The 22,923-nt window shown below is 65.5% G+C and carries 21 protein-coding genes and 1 other RNA gene; 11 read left to right on the top strand and 11 right to left on the bottom strand.

Translation table 11 applies throughout. From position 1 onward, the window contains the following. Window positions 1-144: 144 nt before the first annotated feature. From QD280_RS07460 to argH, 7 genes are all read right to left on the bottom strand, one after another. The gene (locus QD280_RS07460; protein ID WP_192839074.1) at window positions 145-864 is read right to left on the bottom strand and encodes an HAD family hydrolase; all 720 of its coding nucleotides are present in this window, start codon (window positions 862-864) and stop codon (window positions 145-147) included. Continuing rightward, window positions 861-1,955: a tyrosine recombinase XerC gene (locus QD280_RS07455; protein WP_279838822.1), complete on the bottom strand. Its 1,095-nt coding sequence runs from the start codon at window positions 1,953-1,955 to the stop codon at window positions 861-863. The genes QD280_RS07460 and QD280_RS07455 overlap by 4 nt, the downstream gene beginning before the upstream one ends. Beyond that, on the bottom strand, window positions 1,952-2,743 hold the full coding sequence (locus QD280_RS07450; RefSeq protein WP_279834134.1) for a DUF484 family protein: 792 nt from the start codon (window positions 2,741-2,743) through the stop codon (window positions 1,952-1,954). Before QD280_RS07450 ends, QD280_RS07455 begins: the two co-directional genes overlap by 4 nt. An 80-nt stretch (window positions 2,744-2,823) precedes the next feature. Further along, a complete protein-coding gene (dapF, locus tag QD280_RS07445) occupies window positions 2,824-3,654 on the bottom strand; it encodes a diaminopimelate epimerase (RefSeq protein ID WP_192839077.1) in 831 nt (276 codons plus the stop codon). Then, window positions 3,654-4,925, bottom strand: a complete 1,272-nt coding sequence (lysA, locus tag QD280_RS07440; protein WP_153635055.1) for a diaminopimelate decarboxylase — start codon at window positions 4,923-4,925, stop codon at window positions 3,654-3,656. The genes dapF and lysA overlap by 1 nt, the downstream gene beginning before the upstream one ends. 60 nt (window positions 4,926-4,985) lie before the next feature. Further along, a complete protein-coding gene (locus QD280_RS07435; RefSeq protein ID WP_240548660.1) occupies window positions 4,986-5,207 on the bottom strand; it encodes a lipoprotein in 222 nt (73 codons plus the stop codon). A gap of 80 nt (window positions 5,208-5,287) precedes the next feature. Beyond that, window positions 5,288-6,682 (bottom strand): argininosuccinate lyase, encoded by a 1,395-nt coding sequence (argH, locus tag QD280_RS07430; protein ID WP_043333338.1) that lies wholly within the window; start codon window positions 6,680-6,682, stop codon window positions 5,288-5,290. A 275-nt stretch (window positions 6,683-6,957) separates the two neighbouring features. Between argH and hemC the strand changes: the two genes are divergently transcribed. From hemC to QD280_RS07405, 5 genes are all read left to right on the top strand, one after another. Beyond that, window positions 6,958-7,905: a hydroxymethylbilane synthase gene (hemC, locus tag QD280_RS07425; RefSeq protein ID WP_043333340.1), complete on the top strand. Its 948-nt coding sequence runs from the start codon at window positions 6,958-6,960 to the stop codon at window positions 7,903-7,905. A 10-nt stretch (window positions 7,906-7,915) separates the two neighbouring features. Then, on the top strand, window positions 7,916-8,800 hold the full coding sequence (locus tag QD280_RS07420; RefSeq protein ID WP_279838821.1) for a uroporphyrinogen-III synthase: 885 nt from the start codon (window positions 7,916-7,918) through the stop codon (window positions 8,798-8,800). Beyond that, on the top strand, window positions 8,801-10,372 hold the full coding sequence (locus QD280_RS07415) for a uroporphyrinogen-III C-methyltransferase (RefSeq protein WP_279838820.1): 1,572 nt from the start codon (window positions 8,801-8,803) through the stop codon (window positions 10,370-10,372). Next, entirely contained in the window at window positions 10,369-11,592 is a 1,224-nt protein-coding gene (locus QD280_RS07410) for a heme biosynthesis HemY N-terminal domain-containing protein (RefSeq protein ID WP_043333341.1), read from the top strand. Before QD280_RS07415 ends, QD280_RS07410 begins: the two co-directional genes overlap by 4 nt. Before the next feature lie 533 nt (window positions 11,593-12,125). Continuing rightward, on the top strand, window positions 12,126-12,710 hold the full coding sequence (locus tag QD280_RS07405; protein WP_279838819.1) for a DUF2780 domain-containing protein: 585 nt from the start codon (window positions 12,126-12,128) through the stop codon (window positions 12,708-12,710). A 153-nt stretch (window positions 12,711-12,863) separates the two neighbouring features. Here QD280_RS07405 and QD280_RS07400 read toward each other — a convergent pair whose 3' ends face one another. Beyond that, window positions 12,864-15,248 (bottom strand): mechanosensitive ion channel domain-containing protein, encoded by a 2,385-nt coding sequence (locus QD280_RS07400; RefSeq protein WP_279838818.1) that lies wholly within the window; start codon window positions 15,246-15,248, stop codon window positions 12,864-12,866. Window positions 15,249-15,913: 665 nt separating this feature from the next. Between QD280_RS07400 and QD280_RS07395 the strand changes: the two genes are divergently transcribed. The 4 genes from QD280_RS07395 to QD280_RS07380 all read left to right on the top strand — a co-directional run bounded on the left by QD280_RS07395 (window position 15,914) and on the right by QD280_RS07380 (window position 20,163). Continuing rightward, the gene (locus QD280_RS07395; RefSeq protein WP_279838817.1) at window positions 15,914-16,810 is read left to right on the top strand and encodes an ABC transporter substrate-binding protein; all 897 of its coding nucleotides are present in this window, start codon (window positions 15,914-15,916) and stop codon (window positions 16,808-16,810) included. Between the two features lie 176 nt (window positions 16,811-16,986). After that, window positions 16,987-17,955, top strand: a complete 969-nt coding sequence (locus QD280_RS07390) for an iron ABC transporter permease (RefSeq protein ID WP_043333495.1) — start codon at window positions 16,987-16,989, stop codon at window positions 17,953-17,955. Window positions 17,956-18,093: 138 nt separating this feature from the next. Then, the gene (locus tag QD280_RS07385) at window positions 18,094-19,152 is read left to right on the top strand and encodes an iron ABC transporter permease (RefSeq protein ID WP_082388719.1); all 1,059 of its coding nucleotides are present in this window, start codon (window positions 18,094-18,096) and stop codon (window positions 19,150-19,152) included. A 153-nt stretch (window positions 19,153-19,305) separates the two neighbouring features. Continuing rightward, window positions 19,306-20,163, top strand: coding sequence for an ABC transporter ATP-binding protein (locus QD280_RS07380; RefSeq protein WP_279838943.1), 858 nt, complete (start codon window positions 19,306-19,308; stop codon window positions 20,161-20,163). Window positions 20,164-20,362: 199 nt separating this feature from the next. Here QD280_RS07380 and ssrA read toward each other — a convergent pair. Both ssrA and smpB read right to left on the bottom strand, forming a co-directional pair. Beyond that, window positions 20,363-20,717: a transfer-messenger RNA gene (gene ssrA / locus QD280_RS07375) on the bottom strand. Between the two features lie 135 nt (window positions 20,718-20,852). After that, window positions 20,853-21,329 (bottom strand): SsrA-binding protein SmpB, encoded by a 477-nt coding sequence (gene smpB, locus QD280_RS07370; protein WP_107335700.1) that lies wholly within the window; start codon window positions 21,327-21,329, stop codon window positions 20,853-20,855. Window positions 21,330-21,491: 162 nt separating this feature from the next. On the opposite strand from smpB, the gene QD280_RS07365 reads away from it, so the two are divergent. Then, window positions 21,492-21,929, top strand: coding sequence for a type II toxin-antitoxin system RatA family toxin (locus QD280_RS07365; protein WP_043333347.1), 438 nt, complete (start codon window positions 21,492-21,494; stop codon window positions 21,927-21,929). Window positions 21,930-22,016: 87 nt separating this feature from the next. Next, a complete protein-coding gene (locus QD280_RS07360; RefSeq protein WP_043333350.1) occupies window positions 22,017-22,328 on the top strand; it encodes an RnfH family protein in 312 nt (103 codons plus the stop codon). Between the two features lie 92 nt (window positions 22,329-22,420). Here the strand turns inward: QD280_RS07360 and bamE are convergent, their stop codons facing one another. Then, window positions 22,421-22,849, bottom strand: coding sequence for an outer membrane protein assembly factor BamE (gene bamE / locus QD280_RS07355; protein ID WP_052384519.1), 429 nt, complete (start codon window positions 22,847-22,849; stop codon window positions 22,421-22,423). Between the last annotated feature and the right edge of the window lie 74 nt (window positions 22,850-22,923).

Here is a 22,923-nt window from a genome sequence, read left to right as displayed (position 1 = left end):
TTTGTACAAGTTTTAATTCACTCAGCCATTGGGCACACCAGGCGCATCAGGCGCGCCACACCTTGAGCCTCAGCCGTCGGTCGTTCAGTCATTCCCACACTCAGTCATTCCGCCACTTGCACCGTCACTCACTCATTCCGTCACTCAGTCATTCAGGCGTGCAATCAGCGCCGGCAGCTCGCGGACATGCGAGATGACATGTACGCCTGCCGGGACGGGGCCCGGTGCGCCCTGGCCCTTGACGTCGATCCAGGCGGCCTGCATGCCCAGGCGCGCGGCAGGCAAGGCATCTTCCTTCCATGAGTCACCGACATGCAGGGTGGTGGAGGGGCGGCTGCCCAGGCGTGCCATGGCGGCGAGGAAGGGGCGCGCATCCGGCTTGGGCGCCAGCCATTCGCCGGCGGCGATGCTGAACTCGAAATGATGATCCAGCGCGAGGCGAGCCAGGTCGACATTGCCATTGGTGATGGCACCAAGACGGTAATCGCGGGCGAGGGAGTCGAGCAGCTCGCTGGCTTCCGGGAAGGGCGTCAATTCGTGGCGCAGCGCCAGGAAGCGCTCGATGGCGGCGCGTGACCAGTGGCCCGCCTGCTCATCATCATGCCCGGCATCGCGCAGCATGGCGTGCATGGCCTCGCGGCGCAGCCAGGTGAAGTCACCGCGGCGCAGCGGGTGCTCCAGCCCCAGCGCCATGCGACGACGCGTGTATTCCTCGAGGGGGAAATCGTTGGCATGCCCGATCTCTCCATCCAGCCAGGCGTAATGCTCGGCCTCGGCGCGCTCCATCACCGCGCGATTGGCCCACAGGGTGTCATCGAGATCGAAGGTCAAGGCCGTCAGGCGAGGCGCGTTGGCAGGCGTCACAGGGTGTCATCCTTGAGTGGGGCATCAATAGGGGAGGTGGCGTCGGTGTCTGACGTTGCCGTCGCTGATCCGCGCTGGCGGCGGGCGCGAGGGTGCGCCTGATCATAGGCGCTGGCCAGTTGCTGCCAGTCGAGGCGCGTATAGACCTGGGTGGTCGAGAGGTGGGCGTGTCCCAGCAGTTCCTGCACGGCGCGCAGATCGCCGCTGGATTCGAGCAGATGACTGGCGAAGGAGTGGCGCAGGCGGTGCGGGTGCAGATGCTCGGGCAGGCCACGTTCTTTCGCCTGCGTCACCAGCCTGAGCTGCACGCCACGCTGACCGAGGCGACGCCCCTGCTGGCCGACGAACAATGCCGGCTCGTCCCGGGCGGCGAGCTGGCCACGCACCACCAGCCAGGCATCCAGCGCCTGGCGGGCGCGTGAGCCGATCGGCAGCTGGCGGGGCTTGTCGCCCTTGCCGCGTACGCGCAGGCGGCGGGTTTCCAGCATGTCGAGGTCGAGGCTGACCAGCTCCGAGAGACGCAAGCCCGCGCCGTAGAGCAGTTCCAGCATTGCCTGATCGCGGATCGCCAGCGGCGTGCCGTCATGTGGGCAGTCGAGAAAGCGCGCCAGACTGTCGATATCCACCGGGCGTGGCAGATGGTCCGGCAGGCGCGGGGTCTGCACCAGCCCCGCCGGGTTGTGTGGCAGCACATCCTGCTCGACCAACCAGCCACAGAAACGGCTGATCGCCGCGCGCCGCCGCGCCAATGAGCGCGGCGCGAGGCCACGACTGCGCTCGGCACCCAGGAAACGCCTGAGCGTCGGTACGTCCAGCGCCTGCCAATCCTGCGGCAGGGGCGGCGCGTCCTTTGCACGAGCGGCGCTGCTGTCCGCTGCGGGGCGCAGCATGAAAGCGGTCAACGCCTGCAGATCACGCGCGTAGGCGCTGACGGTCGCGTGGCTGCTGTCGAGGGCAAGCTCGGCCAGAAATTTCCGACAGGTCGCGGACAGCGCCTGCTCGGCGGCAACACGCTCGGCGCTGCTCGCTGAGGCGTCGTCGGTGGATGTGTCGACGACCGAGGTGCCGTGGACCGTCTCGAGGCGACTCATCGGCTGGCCTGGTCGTCACGGCTCGAGGAGCGCAGTGGCGCCTGGCTCGGGGCATCGCGGCCCAGGCAGCGGGCCAGCACGTCGCCGAGATATTCGGGAAACAGGGTGTCGAGACCGGCCCGGAACTGCTCGGCATCGGCACTCGCCACCACCAGATAGCCGAGGCACTCGCCACGGGTCAGGCGCACGATGACGGCAGAGCCGCGCGTGGCATCGGCCTGGCTGGCATCGACGAGGTCTGCGCAGTCGGCGCCGAGTGGCCATTGATGGTCGGGCAGCAGGGCTTCCCAACGCGTGCGTGGCATGGCCAGGCAGCGACTGGCGCGACCCTCGAGCAGACGCTCGAACTGCTCGCCGCGTGCATCGTCGAGTGCCTGGCGCGGTGGCTGTGCCGAGGCACCGGCATCGCGCTGCCACAGACAGACGGCCGCGATGTCGAACAGCTCGCTGAGACGCGTGGCCAGCGTTTCGGCCAGCGCATCATCGGACTCGGCATCGAGCAGATCCAGCACCAGCTGACGCAGACGCTGATAGCGACTCTCGTTGTCGCGCGCGGCGGTCAACAACTCCTCGAGGCGCTCTTCTGCCTGATCGGTCCGCCCGCGCAGGTCATGTACCAGCCGCTCCAGCAACGAGATGCTGCCGCCGCGCGCTTCCGGGTGTGGCACCCGCATGCGTTGCAGCAACCCTTCACGCCCCTCGAAGAAATCGGGATGCGTGGCCAGCCATTCGGCGACCCGATCCGGGTCCAGCGTGCGCGGGCGACGTGACACGGGTGACTCGGCCATGTGGGACTCCTTGCGGACGGTTGGCAGCGGGGCGCTGTCGGCCATGTTTCCGGCAGCGTCCCTCGGCTGGGGCTGGCGCTCTACAGGATGATGCGGCCTTCGAATACGGTCTCGGCGGGGCCGGTCATGAATACCGGCTGGCCGTCGCCAGCCCATTCGATGCTCAGGGTACCGCCGGGCAGCGTGACATTGACCGGGCTTGCCAGCAGGCCGCGGCGAATGCCGGACGCGACCGCCGCACAGGCGCCGGTACCACAGGCCAGCGTCTCGCCGACGCCGCGCTCGAAGACGCGCAGGCGCGCTTCGTGCGGCGAGACGACCTCGAGGAAGCCGGCATTGACGCGCTTGGCGAAGCGCGGATGCGCCTCGATCAGCGGGCCCAGCGTCAGCACCGGGGCCTGTTCGACACTGTCGACCAGCAGCACTGCGTGGGGGTTGCCCATCGAGACGACGCCGATTTCCAGCGTCTCGCCGTCGATGTCCAGGGTGTGCACCGGCAGGTCGGCCTCGGCCTCGAAGGGCAACGCGGCCGGGGCGAAGCGCGGCGCGCCCATGTCGACGCGCACACGGCCATCTTCGGCCACGACCAGGGTCAGCGGGCCGCCGGCCGTCTCGACGCGAATCTCGCGCTTGGTGGTCAGGCGCTGTTCACGCACGAAGCGCGCGAAGCAGCGCGCCCCGTTGCCGCAGTTCTCGACTTCACTGCCATCGGCATTGTAGATGCGATAGCGGAAGTCCATGTCCGGGTCGCGGGGCGGCTCGACCACCAGCAGCTGGTCGAAGCCGATGCCGAAGTTGCGGTCCGCCAGACGGCGGATATCGGCATCGCGCAGGCGACTGCGCTGCGAGATCAGGTCAATGACCATGAAGTCATTGCCCAGTCCGTGCATCTTGGTGAAGTTCACCAGCATCAGGCATCACCTTCCGGCAGCAGTTGCTCACCGGTCCACAGTTCTTCGAGGCGCTCGCGACGACGCACCAGGTGCATCTCGGGGCCATCTACCATCACCTCGGCAGGACGGCAGCGGCTGTTGTAGCTCGAGGCCATCACGAAGCCGTAGGCACCGGAAGAGCGCACGGCGAGCAGGTCGCCCGGCGCGATGGCCAGCTCGCGGTCCTTGCCGAGGAAGTCACCGGTCTCGCAGACCGGGCCGACCACATCGTAGCTGGCGGACTTGCGCGCCTCGCGCGTATCGACGGTGACGATGTTCTGCCACGCCTGATACAGCGACGGACGGATCAGGTCATTCATGCCGGCATCGATGATGGCGAAGTTCTTCTCTTCACCGGGCTTGAGGTACTCGACGCGGGTCAGCAGCACGCCGGCGTTGGCGGCGATGGAGCGGCCCGGTTCGAACAGCAGCGTCATCTCACTGCCGTGCTCATAGCGGGCCAGACGCTCCAGCAGGGCGCTGGCGTAGGCGAAGGGCTCCGGCGGTGTCTCGTTCTGGTAGGGCACGCCGAGGCCGCCGCCGAGATCGAGGTGCTCGATGACGATGCCGCGTTCACGCAGGCGATCCAGCAGCACCAGCAGGCGTTCGAGGGAATCGAGGAAGGGCGCCAGCTCGGTCAGCTGGGAGCCGATATGGCAGTCGGCACCGACCACCTGCACGTGCTCCATGGCGTTGGCGATCTCGTAGACCTCCAGCGCCTGTTCGACCGGAATGCCGAACTTGTTGGCCTTGAGGCCAGTGGAGATGTACGGGTGAGTGCCGGCATCGACGTCGGGATTGATGCGCAGTGACACCGGCGCGACGCGTCCGAGACGGCCGGCGACGGCGTTGAGGCGCTCAAGCTCCGGCAGCGACTCGACGTTGAAGCACTTGATGCCCAGCTCCAGTGCACGCTCCATCTCGCCTGCCTGCTTGGCGACGCCGGAGAACACCACCTTGGCGGGGTCGCCGCCGGCCTTGATGACGCGCTCCAGCTCACCGGCGGAGACGATGTCGAAGCCGGCGCCCAGACGTGCCAGCACATTGAGCACCGCCAGGTTGGAATTGGCCTTCACGGCATAGCAGATGAGATGCGGGTGGTCGCCCAGCGCATCCTGATAGGCCTTGAAGTGGCGCTCGAGCGTGGCACGGCTGTAGACGTAGCACGGCGTGCCGAATTGCTCGGCCAGCGTGGCGAGCGAGACGTCTTCGGCGTGCAGCACGCCATCCTGATAAACGAAGTGATCCATGATCCGGCCTGCAAGATGTCGCGCCGGCGGGCATCACCCGCCGGAGATGAATAAGGGGGCTCAGGCGTCGCTGCCGGAAGTCTCGGCAGCGGCAGTGCTCTCTGTCTCGGAGGCGTCAGCGGCCGGCGCGGGGGCTTCGGCACGCTGACCACCGGCATCGGCGTCCGCCGGCAGATAGAGCGGGCCTTTCTGGCCGCAGCCGGCCAGCAGGCCAGCACCCAGCAGCAGCGCCGCGAGGGTGCGAAGGGTATGACGGGCGGACTGGCTCATCAGATGACGCATCGGGCGGCCTCCTGGCAGCAAGCGATAGAGCGATGCGGGCCCGGTTGCCATAGGTGGCGACCAGGCCCGAAAGAGGATGATCAGGCGCGCGAGGCCAGGGCGTCACGCGCGCGCTGCACGGCAGCGCGGACCTGGTTCGGCGCGGTGCCACCGATGTGGTTGCGCGCCGCGACGGAGCCTTCCAGCGTCAGCACGTCGAAGACGTCCTGCTCGATGGTGTCGGAGAACTGCTGGAGCTCTGCCAGGGTCATCTCGGACAGGTCGCGCTGCTGCTCGATGCCGAAGGCGACGGACTTGCCGACGATCTCGTGGGCATCACGGAAGGCGACGCCCTTGCGCACCAGGTAATCCGCCAGGTCGGTCGCGGTGGCGAAGCCCTTGCTGGCCGAGGCGTACATGTTGTCGGACTTGGCGCGGATCGCCGGAATCATGTCGGCGAAGGCACGCAGGCTGCCGCGCACGGTATCGATGGTATCGAACAGCGGCTCCTTGTCTTCCTGATTGTCCTTGTTGTACGCCAGCGGCTGGGACTTCATCAGGGTCAGCAGGCTCATCAGGTGGCCATAGACACGGCCGGTCTTGCCGCGCACCAGCTCCGGCACGTCCGGGTTCTTCTTCTGCGGCATGATGGAGGAGCCGGTGCAGAAGCGGTCAGGCAGGTCGATGAAGTCGAACTGGGCGCTGGTCCACAGCACCAGCTCTTCGCTCATGCGTGACAGGTGCATCATCAGCAGGCTGGCGAAGCTGGTGAATTCGATGGCGAAGTCACGGTCGCTGACTGAATCGAGGCTGTTCTCGGTCGGACGGTCGAAGCCGAGCAGCTCGCTGGTGACGTGACGGTCGATGGGGAAGGTGGTGCCGGCCAGCGCCGCGGCGCCCAGTGGCAGCACGTTCATGCGCACGCGGCAGTCACGCAGGCGGTCCTGGTCGCGGGCGACCATTTCCTGCCAGGCCAGCAGGTGGTGGCCGAAGGTGACCGGCTGAGCGCTCTGCAGGTGAGTGAAGCCCGGCATGATGGTGTCGGCTTCCTGCTCGGCCAGCCCCAGCATGCCTTCGCGCAGACGCGTCAGTTCGGCGTCGATGGCGTCGATCTCGTCACGCAGATAGAGGCGGATGTCGGTGGCGACCTGGTCGTTGCGTGAACGGCCGGTGTGCAGCTTCTTGCCGGTGATGCCGATCTTGGCGGTCAGGCGTGCCTCGATGTTCATGTGCACGTCTTCCAGTGCCACGGACCACTCGAATTCGCCCCGCGCGATCTCTTCACTGATTTCCTTCAGTCCCGCGATGATGACGTCGCGTTCTTCTTCGCTCAGCACGCCGACACCGGCCAGCATGGTGGCGTGGGCGATGGAGCCCTGGATGTCGTGCTGCGCCATGCGCTGATCAAAATCGACGGAGGCGGTGAAACGTGCCACGAAGGCATCGGTCGGCTCGCTGAAGCGGCCGCCCCAGGACTGATTGGTAGATTCGCTCATCGGGATCTCGAATTGTGGTGACGTGTCCAGAGTTCGGCGTCCGGTGCACGGTCGCGCAGCCGGTATCGTTGACCTTGGAGTGTACCAGACTCCTGCGCGTGGGCGAGGGGCCGCGGCCAGTCCGGCGGATCGCAGGAAAGCGTGCCACGGATTTTCCCCCTGAGGTGACTGGCTTTATGATAAGTGTCATCAGAGGGCAGCGCTGTTCGTCAGTCAGGTTTGCTCAACAACTTCGAATCAGATGGCGTGCATTGCGCGCCACCAAGGAGAATGCCGTGCCCCGCCGTGAGATTCTGCGTATCGCGACCCGCAAGAGCCTGCTCGCCCTGTGGCAGGCCGAACACGTCAAGGCGCGACTCGAGGCCCTGCATCCTGGCCTGAGCGTCGAGCTGGTGCCGATGTCGACGCGTGGTGACAAGATTCTCGATACCCCGCTGGCCAAGATCGGCGGCAAGGGGCTGTTCGTGAAGGAGCTGGAAGAGGCGATGCTCGACGGTCGCGCCGATATCGCCGTGCATTCCATGAAGGACGTGCCGATGCACTTCCCGGAGTCGTTGGGACTGGCGGTGATTCTCGAGCGTCACGCCCCGACCGACGCCTTCGTGTCCAACACCTGTGCCAACTTCGATGCCCTGCCGCAGGGCGCGCGCCTGGGCACCTCCAGCCTGCGTCGTGGTCTGCAGGCCAAGGCGGCACGCCCGGACCTGGAAGTGCTGAGCCTGCGCGGCAATGTCCAGACGCGTCTCGGCAAGCTGGATGCCGGCGAGTTCGATGCCATCATCCTGGCCACTTCCGGCCTGCAGCGCCTCGAGCTGGATGCGCGCATCACCGCCGAGATGGACGCCGAGACCTGCCTGCCAGCCTGTGGCCAGGGCGCGCTCGGTATCGAGTGCAACCTGCAGGACGAGGAGATTCTTGCGCTGCTCGAGCCGCTGGCCCATGAAGACTCCAGCCGTTGCGTGCTGGCCGAGCGCGCCATGAACACGCATCTGGAAGGTGGCTGTCAGGTGCCGATCGGCGGCTATGCCGTGCTCGAGGAAGGCGGCAGCCAGCTGTGGCTGCGTGCGCTGGTCGGCAACCCCGACGGGACGGTCATCCTGCGCGCCGAAGCGCGTGGCCCGTCCGATGCCCCGGAGGCGCTGGGCGTCGCCGTTGCCGAAGACCTGCTCTCCCAGGGTGCCGGCGAGATTCTGGCGGCGGTCTACGGCGACGCTCGTGGCTGAGGTGTCAGCGATGGCAAAGGCGTCGCGTCTTGAGGTGTTGACGACGCGGCCGGGCTCGCGCGGAGCGGTTCTCGATGCGATGCTGAACGAGGCCGGCTGCGAGGTGGAATGCCTCAAGCTGATGGCGCTCGAGGCCTTGCCGCTGGAACCCGCCGCGCGCCAGGCGATCATCGATGTCGATCTGTATCGCGGCGTGATCGTGATCTCGCCCCAGGCCGCCGGCTATCTGGCCGATTGGCTGGAGGAGTGGTGGCCACAGCTGCCTGAAGGCGTCAGCTTCTATGCCGTCGGCGCGGCCACGGCCGAAGTGCTGCATTCGCGGCTGGGCGTGCCGGTGCGTGTTCCGCCGCGCGCCACGCGCGGTGAGCATGGCGAGCGCGATGCGCCGGTCGGCACCACCAGCGAAGCCTTGCTGTCGCTGCCATCGCTCAGGGCGCTTGCGGGTCAGCGCTGGTTGCTGGTGGCCGGTGAAGGCGGGCGTCCGCTGCTGGAAGAGACGCTGGTGGCACGGGGCGCTCAGGTCACGCGTCTGGCACTTTATCGACGCCTTCCGTTGGCTTTGTCGCCGCAACAGGCTGGCCGTCTGGCGGCGGGCGCGTATGATGCAATGGTGGTGACCAGCAATGAACTGCTCGAGACGGTGATGGCATCAGTGACGCCGCAGGCCTTGCACCAACCGCTAATCGTGTCGAGCCACCGTTTGGCTACACTGGCACACGCTCATGGTTTCGAGCGCGTGACGGTCGCCGAGGACGCTTCACCCGGGGCCCTGACGCAGGCAGTACTTCGCGCCTGCGCCCCCATCATCAAGACTCGCCATGCAGTGACCGGCGCCACTGCGCCTGGTCCGCGTGAGGCCATCGATTCCCAAGAATCCGGAAAAGGGCAAGCGTAGATGAGCAACCGAGAACACGATCAGGAAGATAACGGCTCTGCCGGCATGACGCCCGGCAAGTCGGGCGACAAGGATGCTGCCGCTCGCGCATCAGATGCTTCTTCCGCTTCCGGCGTTTCCGCCGATGACACTGCCTCTGGCCGCCCTGGCGCCGAGGCCTCCCGTTCGTCCTCTTCCTCGTCATCCGACACGGCTGATGCCCCGCGCGAGCGCCGCTCGCGAGGTGGGCGCAATCGTCGTGGGCGTGGCAAGGGGCAGGGCAGCTCCTCCTCTTCAACCTCATCCTCCACTGCCAGTGAGTCCACGCCCGTGAGCCAGACTTCAGACGACAACGCATCGACGCCTTCCGGCGCAAAATCGCCGCTTCCGGAGCGTAGCGAACCCGCCAAGGAGGCGTCTGCCGCCAAGCCGAGTGCTGGCAAGGCCTCTTCCAGCAAGGCGACTCCCGGCAAGCCCTCCACGCCGGCTGGCAAGACGGCCGGCGCGGGTGGTGCAGGCCTGGGTGGCACGACGGCACCCGGTACGCCGCCGCCCGGCGAGCCGCAGGGCAAGAAGAGCAAGGCCGGCAGCATCGCGCTGATTCTCGTCATCGTGCTGGCCATCGTGGTCGCGGTGCTGGCGTGGTTCGGCTGGCAGCGTCTGAATGCGCTGCCGGATGCCCAGGGCCTCGACAAGCAGGTCAGCGAGAGCGTGACCCAGCAGGTCGGCCAGGTCTCCAGCAAGGTCGATGGCCTGTCGAGCACGCTGGAGAAGAACGAATCCCGCGTCAGCGAGCTCGACAAGCGTCTGTCCAGCGAAAGCCAGGACACCGAGCAGGCCCTCAACAAGGTGCTCGAGGAGCTCAGCAAGTCCCAGCAGACCGACGCGCGTGACTGGCACTACGCGGAAGCCGAGTACCTGCTGCGCCTCGCCAACCAGCGTCTGCAGCTGGAGCGTGACGTGAACGGTGCCGATGCGCTGCTCGAGAACGCCGATGCGCGCATCGCGGCAGCCAACAACCCGGCGCTGCTGCCGGTGCGCAAGGCTATCCAGTCCGAACTGGCCAGCCTGGACAGCGTGCCGCGCGTCGATCGCAGCGGTATCTATCTGGCGCTGCTCGCCGAGCAGGAACAGCTGGCGCGTCTGCCGCTCAAGCAGGACGTGGCCGAGATCGCCGCCAAGGTCGAGAACGACGAAGCGCCGACAGGCGGTTGGCAGCAGCAGCTGGCCCGCTTCGGCAACGAGCTGAAGGACCTGGTCACCGTGCGTCGTCATGACGAGGCACTGGAAGCCTTGATCACGCCGGAGCAGGAATCCTACCTGCGTCAGAACGTGCGTCTGGTGCTGGAACAGGCGCAGCTGGCGCTGCTCAAGGAAGAGCCGAAGCTCTACCAGGCCGCCATCGACAAGGCCATCACGCTGGTCAATGGCTACTACGACACCAAGACCGATGGCGTGCAGAATGCCGTCGCCAAGCTGGAAGAGCTCAAGAGCCAGACCATCCGTCCGGAGCTGCCTGACATCTCCGCCTCTCTGAGCAAGCTGCGTGAGCTGATCGAGCGTCGCGCCCAGCAAGGGGGTGGCAACGCATGAGAGTCCTGATACTGCTGATCATCATCGGGCTGGCCATCGGTGCCCTGTTCGGGCAACTGATGCAGGCCTTCCCGGGCTACTGGCTGATTCGCGTCGGCGATACCTCGGTCCAGACCTCCTTCTGGTTCGGCTTGATCCTGCTGTTCGCGGGCTTCGTGGTGCTGCACTTCGGTCTGCGCCTGCTGTCGCGCTTCGCGCATCCGTTCTCCCGCCTCAAGGTGTGGAACAGCCGTACCCGTCACCGCAATGCCACGCGCAAGACCGTACGGGGTCTGGTGGCGCTGGCCGAAGGCCGCTGGAAGCGGGCCGAGAAGTCGCTGACTCACTCGGCGGAAGATTCCAGCACGCCGCTGGTCAACTACCTGTCCGCCGCCCTGGCCGCGCACTATCAGGGACGTTTCGAGCAGGCGGACACGCTGCTCAAGCGGGCGCACGAGTCCACCCAGGGCTCCGAGAGTGCCGTGGGTCTGGTGCAGGCACAGCTGATGCTGGACCGCCAGCAGCATGAACAGGCGCTGGCGACCCTGACGCGTCTCGACAAGCAGCTGGGCGAGCACCCGCAGGTGCTCAAGCTGCTCAAGCAGGCCTATCTGGCGGTCAATGACTGGGATGGTCTGCGTCGTCTGATGCCGCGTCTCGACAAGCAGGACCTCATCTCCCCCGAGGAGAAGAAGGAGCTGGAACAGCGTGCCTATGTGGCGCTGATCCAGCAGGCCGCGCGCAATCCGGAAGACATCGAGCGCGTGCGCAACCTGTGGGCCGACATGCCGGACCACCTGCGTACCGACGTGAATCTGGTCGCGCTCTACGCCGAGGCGCTGATCGCCGGTGGTCAGGAAGGTCTGGCCGAGCGTCTGCTGCGTCACTCCCTCAAGGAGTGCTGGGATTCGCGTCTGGTGCTGCGTTACGGGCTACTGGACGTGGATGCACCGCGTCAGCTGGTGTATGCCGAGAAGTGGCTGCAGGAGCGTCCGAATGATCCGGACCTGCTGCTGTCGCTGGGCCGTCTGGCACTGCGCAACGCCAGCTGGGGCAAGGCTCAGGAGTACTTCGAGGCTAGCCAGCGCCAGCGTCCGAGCGGTACGGTGTGTGCTGAACTCGCGCGTCTGTTCGCCAACCTGGGCGAGCACAACAAGAGTCAGCTCTACTACCGTCAGAGCGTCGAGCTGCTGGATCGCTCACTGCCGGCCCTGCCGCAGCCGAGCAAGGACAACGCCTGAGGGGCGGCCGCCGAGTGTCAGTCAACCGTCGAGCGCCAGCCGCCTGTTGCCAACCCCCGAGTGCCAACTAAGGCACGACAGGCGTCATGAGGGCTGGCGGACAAGACACTCGGCGGCTTGCACGATGTTTCCTTGTTTGATGAAAGGTATTGCCCAATTGCACCGGTCGCGCTGTCGGCCGGTGATGCAGGTTTCTCTCCGGGGTATCCACGTTCACACGCTGTGTGACGGGATGCCCTTCTTTTTGCCCGTATGACGGGCGCTGTGGGCATTCTCGCCCAGGCTTTCGCCCTATCAGCACGCCGCCGTGAGATGTCGGCGGGTGCATGCTGGCGTGGGCATGGCCGGTGCCGGATTTCTCGTTGCTGATCCGGCAACGATGCGTCCGGGCCTTCACGGCCGGAGCGTGATCGTGTGGCGCTGGCTGGAAGCGATTCCTCCGTGCGATGATTCTGCGTGTCGGATGCGCCCATGCACGTGGTGCATCTTCGGGCCGAGTCCGGTCCGTTTCCCCAAGCGATGATGGAGTCTGCATGTTGCATAAGTCCCTGGCCCTGATGGGCGCCTCTGTACTGGCCGTGTCACTGGCCGGTTGTGCCGCTACCGGTAACAGCTCTTCCAGCAACGCCGCCAGCTCCTCCAGCTCGCCCAGCTCCATGATGAGCCTTGCCAGCAGCATGCTGAGCAGCCAGACAGGCCAGTCCCTGCCGGCGGCCGACCTGATGTCCAGCCTGACCTCCCAGCTGGGTGTGTCTTCCACTCAGGCGCTGGGTGGCTCCGCTGCCATGCTGGCCCTGGCCCAGTCCCAGCTTGGCACCAGCGCGACCTCCGAGCTGTCCACCGACGTGCCGCAGCTGTCCAGCCTGACCAGCAGCAGCTCGCTGTCCACGCTCTCCAGTCTGGCGAGCCTGAGCGGCAACGACAATGCCACGGCATTGGCCAGCACCGTCGGCAATGTCGATGACAGCGCGTCTCTGGACAGCGCCTTCTCCGCGCTGGGCATGGACAGCAGCATGGTCTCCCAGTTCGCGCCGGTGCTGCTCAGCTACATGGGCGGCGAAGGCGTCAGCTCGACGCTGCTGAGCTCGCTGTCCAGCATGTGGGGCACCGGCTCCTGAGCCAGCCTCGTGCATGAGGCGTGAGGCAGCATTTTAAGCCCGCACATGAAAACGCCCCCGAGCCAGTGGCTCGGGGGCGTTTTCGTTTCAGTATGGCTGCCTGCGCAGGCAGCCGTGTCGGGATAGCCGTGTCGGGATAGTGCAGGCGCTTGATCAGTCGCCGTCGGCATCCGGTTGGGTGGTCTGACGGATGCGTTGTTCCTCGGCATCCACGACTTCGCCGTCTTCGGTGGCATGACGCGTCAGCGGATTCTCCTCACGACGCTTGGCGACCTTGGCGGCTGCCTCGCGCTGCTCGGGGGTCTTCGGCTGACCGGCGGCCGAGCCATCGATCACGAACGGCGCCTGCATGGTGCGCACGTTGGCCGGCGGCGCGCCACCGTCCTTGTCCTGACCGAAGTACATGGTCATGTGCGGGAACGGGATCTCGATGCCAGCGGCGTCGAAGTGCTGCTTCACGAGCTTGTTGTACTCGCGGCCGATGGCCCACTGGTTGCCCGGGCTGGTCTTGATCATCACGCGGATATTGACCGAGCTGTCGGCCAGGGCCGAGACGCCGGCGATGGTGACCGGTTCGAGAATCTCCGGACCATAGCTGCCTGCCTCGAGCTCATCGAAGGCCGCACGCAGGTGCACGATGGCGTGGTCGACATTCTCGCGATAGGAGATGCCGTATTCGCCGACATGGTAGGCGAAGTCACGCATGTAGTTGGAGACGGTATCCACCGACGAGAACGGCACGATATGGAAGGTGCCGGACAGGTCACGGATGCCCACCGAGCGGATGGTCAGGCGTTCCGCGGTACCGGTCACGCCACCGGCAGAGACCACATCGCCGGTGTTGATGGCGTTCTCCAGCTGGATGAACACCCCGGTGATGATGTCCTGCACCATCTTCTGGGCGCCGAAGCCGATCGCCAGACCCAGTACCCCGGCACCGGCCAGCAGCGGCGCGATGTCGATGCCGATCTCGGACAGCACGATCATCGCGGTGAAGACGATCATCGCGATGGCGATGGCATTGCGGAACAACGCCAGCAGGGTTTCCACCCGCGAGGACGGCTTGCCCTTGCCGGTGTCCGGATTGAGCTTGTGCTCGATCAGGCTGGCGATACCGACCCAGACCGCGATGGCGAAGGCGAGAATGAACAGCACATGGAAGATGCGCGACAGCAGCAGGGCACCGGCATCGGTTGCCAGCCACTCGCCGAGCGCCACGATGTGCCAGGCATTCAGCACCATGCCGACCACCACGATCAGGATGATGGCGCGCATGATGCGCAGCGCGGTGGGGATGTAGGAGTTGAGGCGCTTCTCGAGCAGCGGCAGCTGGCCGCGCAGCTTGTCGGAGATCTGGATGCGCTTGCCGATCAGCTGCGTCACCACGCGCGACAGCAGAGCACCGCCGCCGATGGCGAGCAGCGTCTTGAGCGTCGCCCCCATCATGAACGGCAGCGCCTCTTCAGGCGTCGTCTGCGAGATGATGAACAGGGTGGCGAAGTAGGCCAGCGCGATCAGATGCCAGGTGCGCGCCAGAATGCGCAGGCACACGGCGATGAGCGCGTTGTTCGCCTCGCGGGCCTGAGTGAGCAGGCGGTCACGCAGAATGATGCGATTGCGCGAGATCACCACGATGGCCCAGACGAGGGTGATGGCCATGATCAGCAGATTGACGAAGCTGCCGACGGCCGGCGCCAGGTTGTTGTTGATCATCGGCACCACGACCAGGATGCCGTAGCCGATGAAGCCGGCCAGCATGGCCAGGGAGCGGTTCCAGTACCGCGCCACCTCATCCGGCATCGGCAGCAGACGCAGCCCCTTGTAGCCGGAGGAGAACAGCATGCGCATCAGGGCCTTGAACAGCTCGATGACCAGATAGGCGTTCAGGAACATCGACTCGCGCTGACCGATCACGCCCTGTTCGCCATAGGCGAAGATGGCGAGCAGATAGCCGCCGAGGAAGGCGAGACCGATGACCGCGATGTCCACCACCGCCGCGACCAGTACCGCCAGCAGGGTGCGCAGCAGCGGGCTGCGGTGCTGGCCATCCAGTGACCACTGGCTGACACGTGAGAACAGCGGCTTGGCGAGTCTGCGCAGCACGAGGAACAGCGCGATGGTCGAGATGACGACCAGCCCGAGGCTCACGGCCTCGCTGGTGAAGCGACTCCAGTCGATCTCGTCGGCGTCCTCGTTGGCCAGACCGTCGAGGGTGCCCAGCATGCGGTCCAGCGTGGCGGAGAGATCCGCGACCAGGTCCTGGCTGATGGCCGCCAGCTGGCGCGACAGTGACGGCGAGTCCTCGCTCAGGGTGACGTCTTCCCCCGCCACCTCGACGGCTTGTTCACTCGCCTTGCTGTCCAGCTGTCGCAGGCCTTCGATCAGGGCCTCGCGCTGACTGGGGTCTTCCAGCAGCGTGGCCAGGCTCTCATAGGAGGATGTCGCGCCATCGCCGCTGCCGTCCTCGGCCGGGGCGGCATGGGACAGGCTGCTGAACCCGAGGCTCAACACCATCAACAGCATCATCAGGGCGGACATCAGCCAGGCAGGTCGCCATGAGTCCGGTTGGCGCGAGGCAGCAAGGGCGGGAGGGGAGTGCGGGGGTGTCGGAATCGCCACAGATGGCTTCTCCATGTCGGTGAGTGTGTGAGGCGTCGGGGTAGAGAGTGAGCGCAGACTCCGCAGGTGCATCAGAGGCTCGCAAGCGTCCCATCAATAACGCGAGGATCTGTCAGGTAGATGTTGAAGGGGCGTCACGCGCGTCCTGCGCGCACGCCAAGCAAGAGTCCATCCCTCAGTTATCGGGGCACTTGCTGCTATCCCAACCCCTGCGGGGACTCCGCCAGAGACATTCTTGCGCACAGCCTGCGGCAGGCGCCGCCAACCTTCAAGGTCTTCAGGCGCTGCTCGGGGGGGGGGGCGGGGCCTGCTGCCACGCAGGATGTTGCAATGTCGCGTTGCATGAACTGGTGTGGTGAGTCACAGGATGAGTCGGTATTGTTGCGATTGATTATTATTCGTTGTTCAGGTGTGATAGTCATGCGCACAGGGGCCGCCTTGCGGTATCGTCCTGCGCAGGATCACGCCTGCCTTCGCTTGAGTGCGAGATCATTTCCTTCATTTCGGAGTACTGCATGACCGTCTCGTCGACTGCTTTTACTGCTCGTGGCATGACCCGGCCTGCATGGTTCAAACAGGGCCTGATGGCGACCTTGGCGGTAGCGCTGATGGGGGCTTCCCTGTCTGCCGAGGCACGCAGTGTCGAGACGGCCTACGGTGAGCTGGACATCGAGGGCACGCCGCAGCGTGTCGTCACCCTGTACGAAGGTGCGCTGGATGTGGCCGTCGCCAGTCAGGTGACGCCGCTGGGTACCGTAACCACACGCGGCGGTGATGGCGTGGCGAGCTATATCCAGCCGCAGGTGCCGGACATCAAGATCATCGGCACGCCGCGTGAGTTCAATCTCGAGGCGATCGTCGCGCTCAAGCCGGACCTGATCCTGGCGCCGCCGGGCCTCGACAAGACCCAGTACCAGCTGATGTCGCGTCTGGCGCCGACCGTCGTGCCGAGCGCTTCGGCGCTGAGCCAGCAGGGCTGGAAGGAGCAGAGTCGTGTCTATGCCGAGGCGCTGGGCGAGACGGCCGAAGCGGAACTCGAGACACGTCTAGCTGCCATCGACGCGCACGCCGCGCGTCTGAAGGCCGAGATGACCACCCCGGAAACCGCCAGCCTGGTGCGTCGCATGCCGGGTGGTCTGATGGCGATGTCCGACCAGCTGTTCGCGACCGGCCTGATGGCGGCCAGCGGCTATGAGCTGGTCGGCGGTGATCTGGTCAAGCCGGGTCGCCCGCATTCCGATCCGCTCAGCGACGAGAACATGGCACGCATCGATGCGCAGACCATCTTCCTCGCCACCATGGACGACTCCTCTGATGCCGCGGTTGACGCCCTGGCGGCAGAGCCGGCCTTCCAGCGTCTCGAGACAGCGGACCGCGACAGCCTGGTCGGCGTGAATGGCCAGCTGTGGACCAGCGCCAGCGGACCGTTGGCCGCGGAAGCACTGCTGAAGGATATCGACCGGGCGCGCGATGATGGCTAGTCGCAGTCATGTCGGTGCACCACGTTTGACCCCTGCGCAGGCAGGGGACCTCTCGCAACCGCGACGCGGGAGGTGGTATGCAGGCTGAAGAGACCTCTCCACAGGTCCGCAGGCCACGCGCACATGCCGCCCGGATGACCCACAAGGTCTCCGGGCGTCTTGCGTTGCGTCAGGTGATGCCGCTGGCCTGCCTGAGTGCCCTGCTGACCTGTCTGGCCAGCCTGCTGTGGGGGGCTGGCGATGTCGGCCCCTGGCAGGCGTTGCAGGTGCTGGCCGGACAGGGCAGCGATCAGGCGCGCTTCGTGGTGCTCGAGCTGCGCGCGCCGCGTACCCTGATCGGCATGGTGGTCGGCATGATGCTCGCCTGTGGCGGCGCCCTGATGCAGGTGGTGGCACGCAACCCACTGGCGGAGCCGGGCTTGCTGGGCGTGAGTGCCGGGGCCTCCTTTGCCGTGGCCGTGGCCTTGTTGCTGGGGATGGAAGCGACCGGCATGCACGTGATGGTGGCGCAGAGTGGTGCGCTGCTGGGCTGTCTGTTCGTGATGAGCACCGTGCGGATGAGCGGCGCACGTCAGGACCCGGTGCGCCTGGTGCTGGCCGGCGCGGCGCTGTCGAGCCTGCTGGTGGCGCTGACGTCTCTGGCCTTGCTGATCGACCAGCGCGCGGCCGACGAAATCCGCTTCTGGGTGATCGGCAGTCTGGCCGGGCGCTCGCTGGAGGCGCTTTACAGCAGCCTGCCCAGTATCCTGCTCGCGGTGCTGCTGACGCTGTGGCTGGCGCGGCCGCTCTCCGCGATGGTGCTGGGTGAGCAGGTCGCCAGTGGCCTGGGCCATCATCCCAAGCGCGTGCGCAAGGTCGCGATCCTGGTGGTGGCGCTGCTGGTCGGTGCCGCGACGGCCCTGGCAGGGCCGGTGGCCTTCGTCGGCCTCGCCGTGCCCTATGTGGCGCGAGCGCTGTGCGGCGCCGATGTGCGGCGCACGCTGTGGCTGTGCCTGCCGCTGGGCGTGACCATGCTGCTGAGCGCCGATGTGGTGTCGCGGCTGGTCGTGCCGCCCTCGGAGCTGCCGCTGGGGGTGCTGACGACCCTGATGGGCGCGCCCGTGCTGATTGCCGTGGTGCGTGCCCGTCGTCTGCCCACCCTGTAGCGACTGGTGCCTCTGGCGCTTGCGGCGTGAATGATGATGGAGGCCAGGCTGGCGCGCATGCCGGCGCCATCGCCTCATTGCTTGAATCGACCGGCCCTGTCAGGCGTTGTCCTGACAGGGCCTTGTTTGGAATCGATGATGTCTAGACCTTCACCGCTTGACCCCCTCCGCTCGGCCCCTACCGGCACGCTCTGGTGGCGACATGGCAAGCTGTCCCTGCTGCTGTTGCGTGCGCCATTGCTGGCGGCCGGAATACTGCTGCTGGCGCTGCTGATGGCCAGTGTCGCCTCGCTGATGCTGGGCAGTGCCGGCCTCGGGCCGTGGGATGCCTTCAAGGCGGCCTTCGGGCACGGCGAGTTCGCCACCGTCTTCGTGGTGCAGGAACTGCGCCTGCCGCGCCTGCTGGCCGGTATCGCCACAGGCGCTGCCTTCTCGCTGGCGGGCTGTCTGATGCAGACCCTGGCCGGCAACCGTCTGGCGACGCCGGGCATTATCGGCATCGACAATGGCGCGACCGCCTTCGCGGTGGCCTCCGTGGTCGGGATGGGCATCTCGCTGGCGCCGCCGGTGATGGCGCTGAGCGGTGCCGTGATCGCCACTGCGCTGGCCTTCGGGCTCTCCGGCGGTATCGGCACGCGCGGCTATCGCTTCCTGGTCGCCGGTATCGGGGTCGGGGCGCTGTTCGGTGCCGGAACGCAGCTGATGCTGGCAAGAGTCTCCATCGATGCCGCCAACAGCGCCTATCCGTGGACGGTCGGCAGCCTCAATGCGCGTGACGCCGATTCGCTCACCTGGCTCGGGCTGGCCCTGCTGATCGGCGTGCCGATCGCACTCTGGCTGGGACGCGGGCTGAATACGCTGCGCTTCACCGACCGCGTGGCGACCGGGCTGGGGCAGCCGGTCTCGCGTGTACGCCTGATCACGCTGTGGCTGTCGGTCGTGCTGACGGCGGCGGCTGTCGCGGTGGCCGGGCCGGTAGGCATGGTGGCGCTGGTGGGCCCCGAGATCGCACGTTACCTGTCGCGTCACAAGGGCGTGCCGCTGCTGGCCTCGGCGCTGGCCGGCGCGCTGGTGATGGTGCTGGCAGACCTCGCCGGGCGTACCCTGCTGTCGCCGCTGGAAATCCCGGTAGGTATCGTGATGGCCGTGGTCGGCAGCCCTTATCTGCTGTGGATACTGCTGCGCAGCCCGCGCTAGCCGTTGCCCCTATTTTCCTGCTGAGCGGCCCAGGGCCAGCCCTTGCCGCTCAGCGTCGCACGACATGTTTCAGCGGCTGATGATGTTCCAGCGGCCGATGATGTTTCAGGAGAGTGCGCCATGAGCGCTGAGACGATGCTTGATCCGCGAGCGATGAATTCCCCGGCCGATCGCCACGCCGCGGCTACCACCGACACCCTGCGAGCGAACGAGCTGTCGCTGGGCTATGGCGCGCGTCAGCGCCATGTCACCGTGATCGATTCGCTGACCCTGGGGCTGCCCGACGGCAAGGTGACGGCGATCGTCGGGCCCAACGGCTGTGGCAAGTCGACACTGCTGGCAGGGCTGGCTCGCCTGCAGTTGCCTGAGTCAGGCGCGGTGCTGCTGGAAGGCAAGGACATTCACGCCTACAAGCGGCGCGAAGTGGCCCAGCGCATCGCGCTGCTGCCTCAGGAGACGCATTCGCCCGAGGGGGTGACGGTGCATGAGCTGGTGCGTTTCGGTCGTCAGCCCTATCAGGGCGCGCTGAGTCAGTGGTCTGAGGAGGATCAACGCCTGGTAGCCGAGGCGATGGCCGCCGCCGATATCGAGAGCCTGGCGGACCGTGAGCTGGCCTCGATGTCCGGTGGGCAGCGCCAGCGCGCCTGGATCGCCATGGCGCTGGCACAGCAGACACCCTTGCTGCTGCTGGATGAGCCGACCTCGGCGCTCGATCTCGGTCACCAGATCGAGGTCTTCGAGCTGATCCAGCGGCTGGCCCATGAAGAGGGCAAGACCATCGTGATGGTGGTGCATGACCTGGCCAGCGCCTGCCGCTATGCCGACCACATCGTGGCCATGCACGCCGGCCACGTGATCGCCGAGGGTGCGCCCTCCGAGGTGGTGACGCCGGAGCTGGTGCGCAAGCTCTATGGGGTCGAGTGCCGCCTGATCCCCGACCCCGACACCGGCACGCCGCTGCTGATCGGCGTGCGCCGCACCAGCGAGCGCCTGAGCGGCAGCGCGACCTGAGCCCGAGGCTGTGGCCATGATGGGCGCTGTGGCGCCTGCGTGGCCGCTGCCGGGCCTTGCGCAGGCCTGAGAGAGGGGCTTGAGAGGCCTGAGAGGGCGACTTGAGGGGCGGTCTGCCACTGACAGGAAAAGGTCAGCCAGAACTGATCGCCCACAAACAGAAAGGCCTCCCCGAAGGGAGGCCTTTCTATCACGGATATGGTGGAGGCGACGGGAGTCGAACCCGTGTCCGCCGGCACTCCGCCTTCGGCTCTACATGCTTAGTTTCATTATTTGATTTAACACGACTGCCGCCAATGAACAGGCTACAGCAATGCGATTCTCTGAGTTTTAATCTCGACCTTAGAGACGTCGGCCAAGACGATCCTGTTTATACGGGCTCGTTCTCAATCCACCTTGAACAGGCGCAACGGTATCATGAGCAGCTTATGCAGCTAGAGCGTAGTTGTCGTCGTTTGCGACTATATATTTGCAACGTTTTATTTACGAGATACGTTACGATCTCGGCATGCACCTCAGGGTTTGCCACCAGCGTCGAATGCCAGAACGCCCCCATAACAGTGTTACCACTTTACTGCGTTGCTACGTCTTCATCATAACAGGTGGGGACTGTGCTACGCCAGTTCAAGCGTTCAGGAAAATTTCTGACCTGACAGTAGCTTGCTGGCGTGAGCTGCCTCACGCTGCCCTCAGCGGTCGCGCAGGATACGGGCTTTCTGACGGTTCCAGTCACGGTCTTTCTCGGTGGCGCGCTTGTCGTGCAGCTTCTTGCCTTCCACCAGCGCGATCTCGCACTTCACGATCGCATTCTTCCAGTACAGCTTGACCGGCACACAGGTGTGGCCCTTGTCCTGGGTGCGCGAGAAGATGCGTGCGATCTGCTTCTTGTGCAACAGCAGCTTGCGCGTACGCTGCGGGTCCGCCACCGCGTGGGTGTTGGCGGTTTCCAGCGGGTGGATGTGGCAGCCCAGCAGCCAGGCTTCGGCATTCTTGATCACGATATAGGTATCGGTCAGCTGGCCCTTGCCTGCGCGCAGCGCCTTCACTTCCCAGCCTGCCAGTACCAGACCCGCTTCGAAGGTTTCCTCGATGTGGTACTCGTGGCGTGCCTTTTTGTTCTGGGCGATCAGACTGCCGCCCTGTTCGGGTTTCTTTTTCTTGCCCATGTTGCCTCATTTGTCGTGTGCGCCTGCCGTCATCCAGTGTGGATATGGCACATCCTTCTGGATGGGGGGAGGCGTGTTACCATTCAAGGCCAGACGGCACTTCATGCGCCGGCCCATTGTTCATGATACGCATGCTGCGTATCCAAGTCAGCGGAGAGCTAGATGCCTACGGTCAACCGGTCTGCCCTGGTGCGGCATTCGGCCCGGGCAATGTTCGATCTGGTCAATGATTTCGAGCGTTATCCCGAATTCCTGTCCGGCTGCAGCAACGCGGAATTGCTGGAACGTGATGAGGACCATCTCAAGGGCAGGCTTACCCTGTCCAAGGCAGGCATGCAGCAGAGCTTCGTCACGCGCAATGACCTGTATGCCCCCGAGCGGATAGAGCTGAACCTGGTCGATGGCCCCTTCAAGCGTCTGCAGGGGACCTGGCTGTTCACTCCACTGGGCGAAGACGCCTGCAAGGTCTCGCTCGAGATGGACTTCGAGTTCAGCAATCGCCTGCTGGGCATGGCGTTCGGCAAGCTGTTCAGTCAGGTCGCCGCTCAGATGGTCGAGGCCTTCACGCGCCGCGCTGACCAGATCTATACCCAGCGCTGACACATGGCCGTTGGCCAGGGTGGAACGCCGCGCAGGTGATATATCGCACAGGTGGTATATAAAGGTGGCGAGAGCAAAGGAGCAGACATGACAGACAGAATCACGGTCGAGGTGGCCTATGCGCTGCCCGACAAGCAGAAGATCGTCTCGCTGGCGGTCGCCCCCGGCACCACGGCGCGCGAGGCCGTGCGCATGGCGCGTCTGGAGCAGCACTTTCCGACGATTGCCGCCGAGGTGTTTCTCGAGGCGGACCTGGGCATCTTCGGCAAGGCGCTGCGCAAACCCGATGAGCATGTGCTGGACGCCGGGGATCGAGTCGAGGTCTATCGCGCCTTGATCACCGACCCCAAGCTTGCACGCAAGCGGCGCGCCGACAAGGCCGCTCGCGCCGCTCAGTAAGACGAGATACCGGCGAGAATCAAAAACAGCGGGGCACCTTGAAAGGTGCCCCGCTGTTGTTCTGGCTTGTCACTGAGTGAAGAGGACAGTGATCAGCGCTCTTCAGGCAGGTCGGCTGCGCCTGCCTTGGGTTCAGCACGGTTAGGCTGTGCCGCGCGAGGGTCGATGTCCAGGTCCGGCACGATGACGGTTTCCTGGTCGATGTCGCCGCTCTTGTCGATGTTGGAGAGTGAATCGCCTGCGAAGGTCAACGTCACGCGCTTGTTGATGATTTCGCCATCCGCTTTCTTGAGGCGATAGACGTAGTCCCAGCTATCCTCACTGAAGGGGGCGGTCAGCAGCGGTGAGCCCATCACGTAGATGACCTGTTCGCGGCTCATGCCCGGCTTCAATTGCTCGACCATTTCCGGCTTGATCAGGTTGCCCTGAGGAAGGTCGCGCTTGTAGACGCTGAAGTAGCTGCACCCGGTGAGCAGCGACAGGGCGCTGCAAAAGGCGACTGTTTTGATCAAGTTTTGCATTTGCCCTGAAGATTCCCTATCGTTTTGCCTTGGCCGATCATACCTGATACATCAAGCGACTGCGAAGAGTACCC

This window comes from Cobetia sp. 1AS1 (genome assembly GCF_029846435.1).
Lineage (GTDB): Bacteria > Pseudomonadota > Gammaproteobacteria > Pseudomonadales > Halomonadaceae > Cobetia > Cobetia amphilecti.
This window is presented reverse-complemented; position numbering and strand designations above follow the sequence as displayed.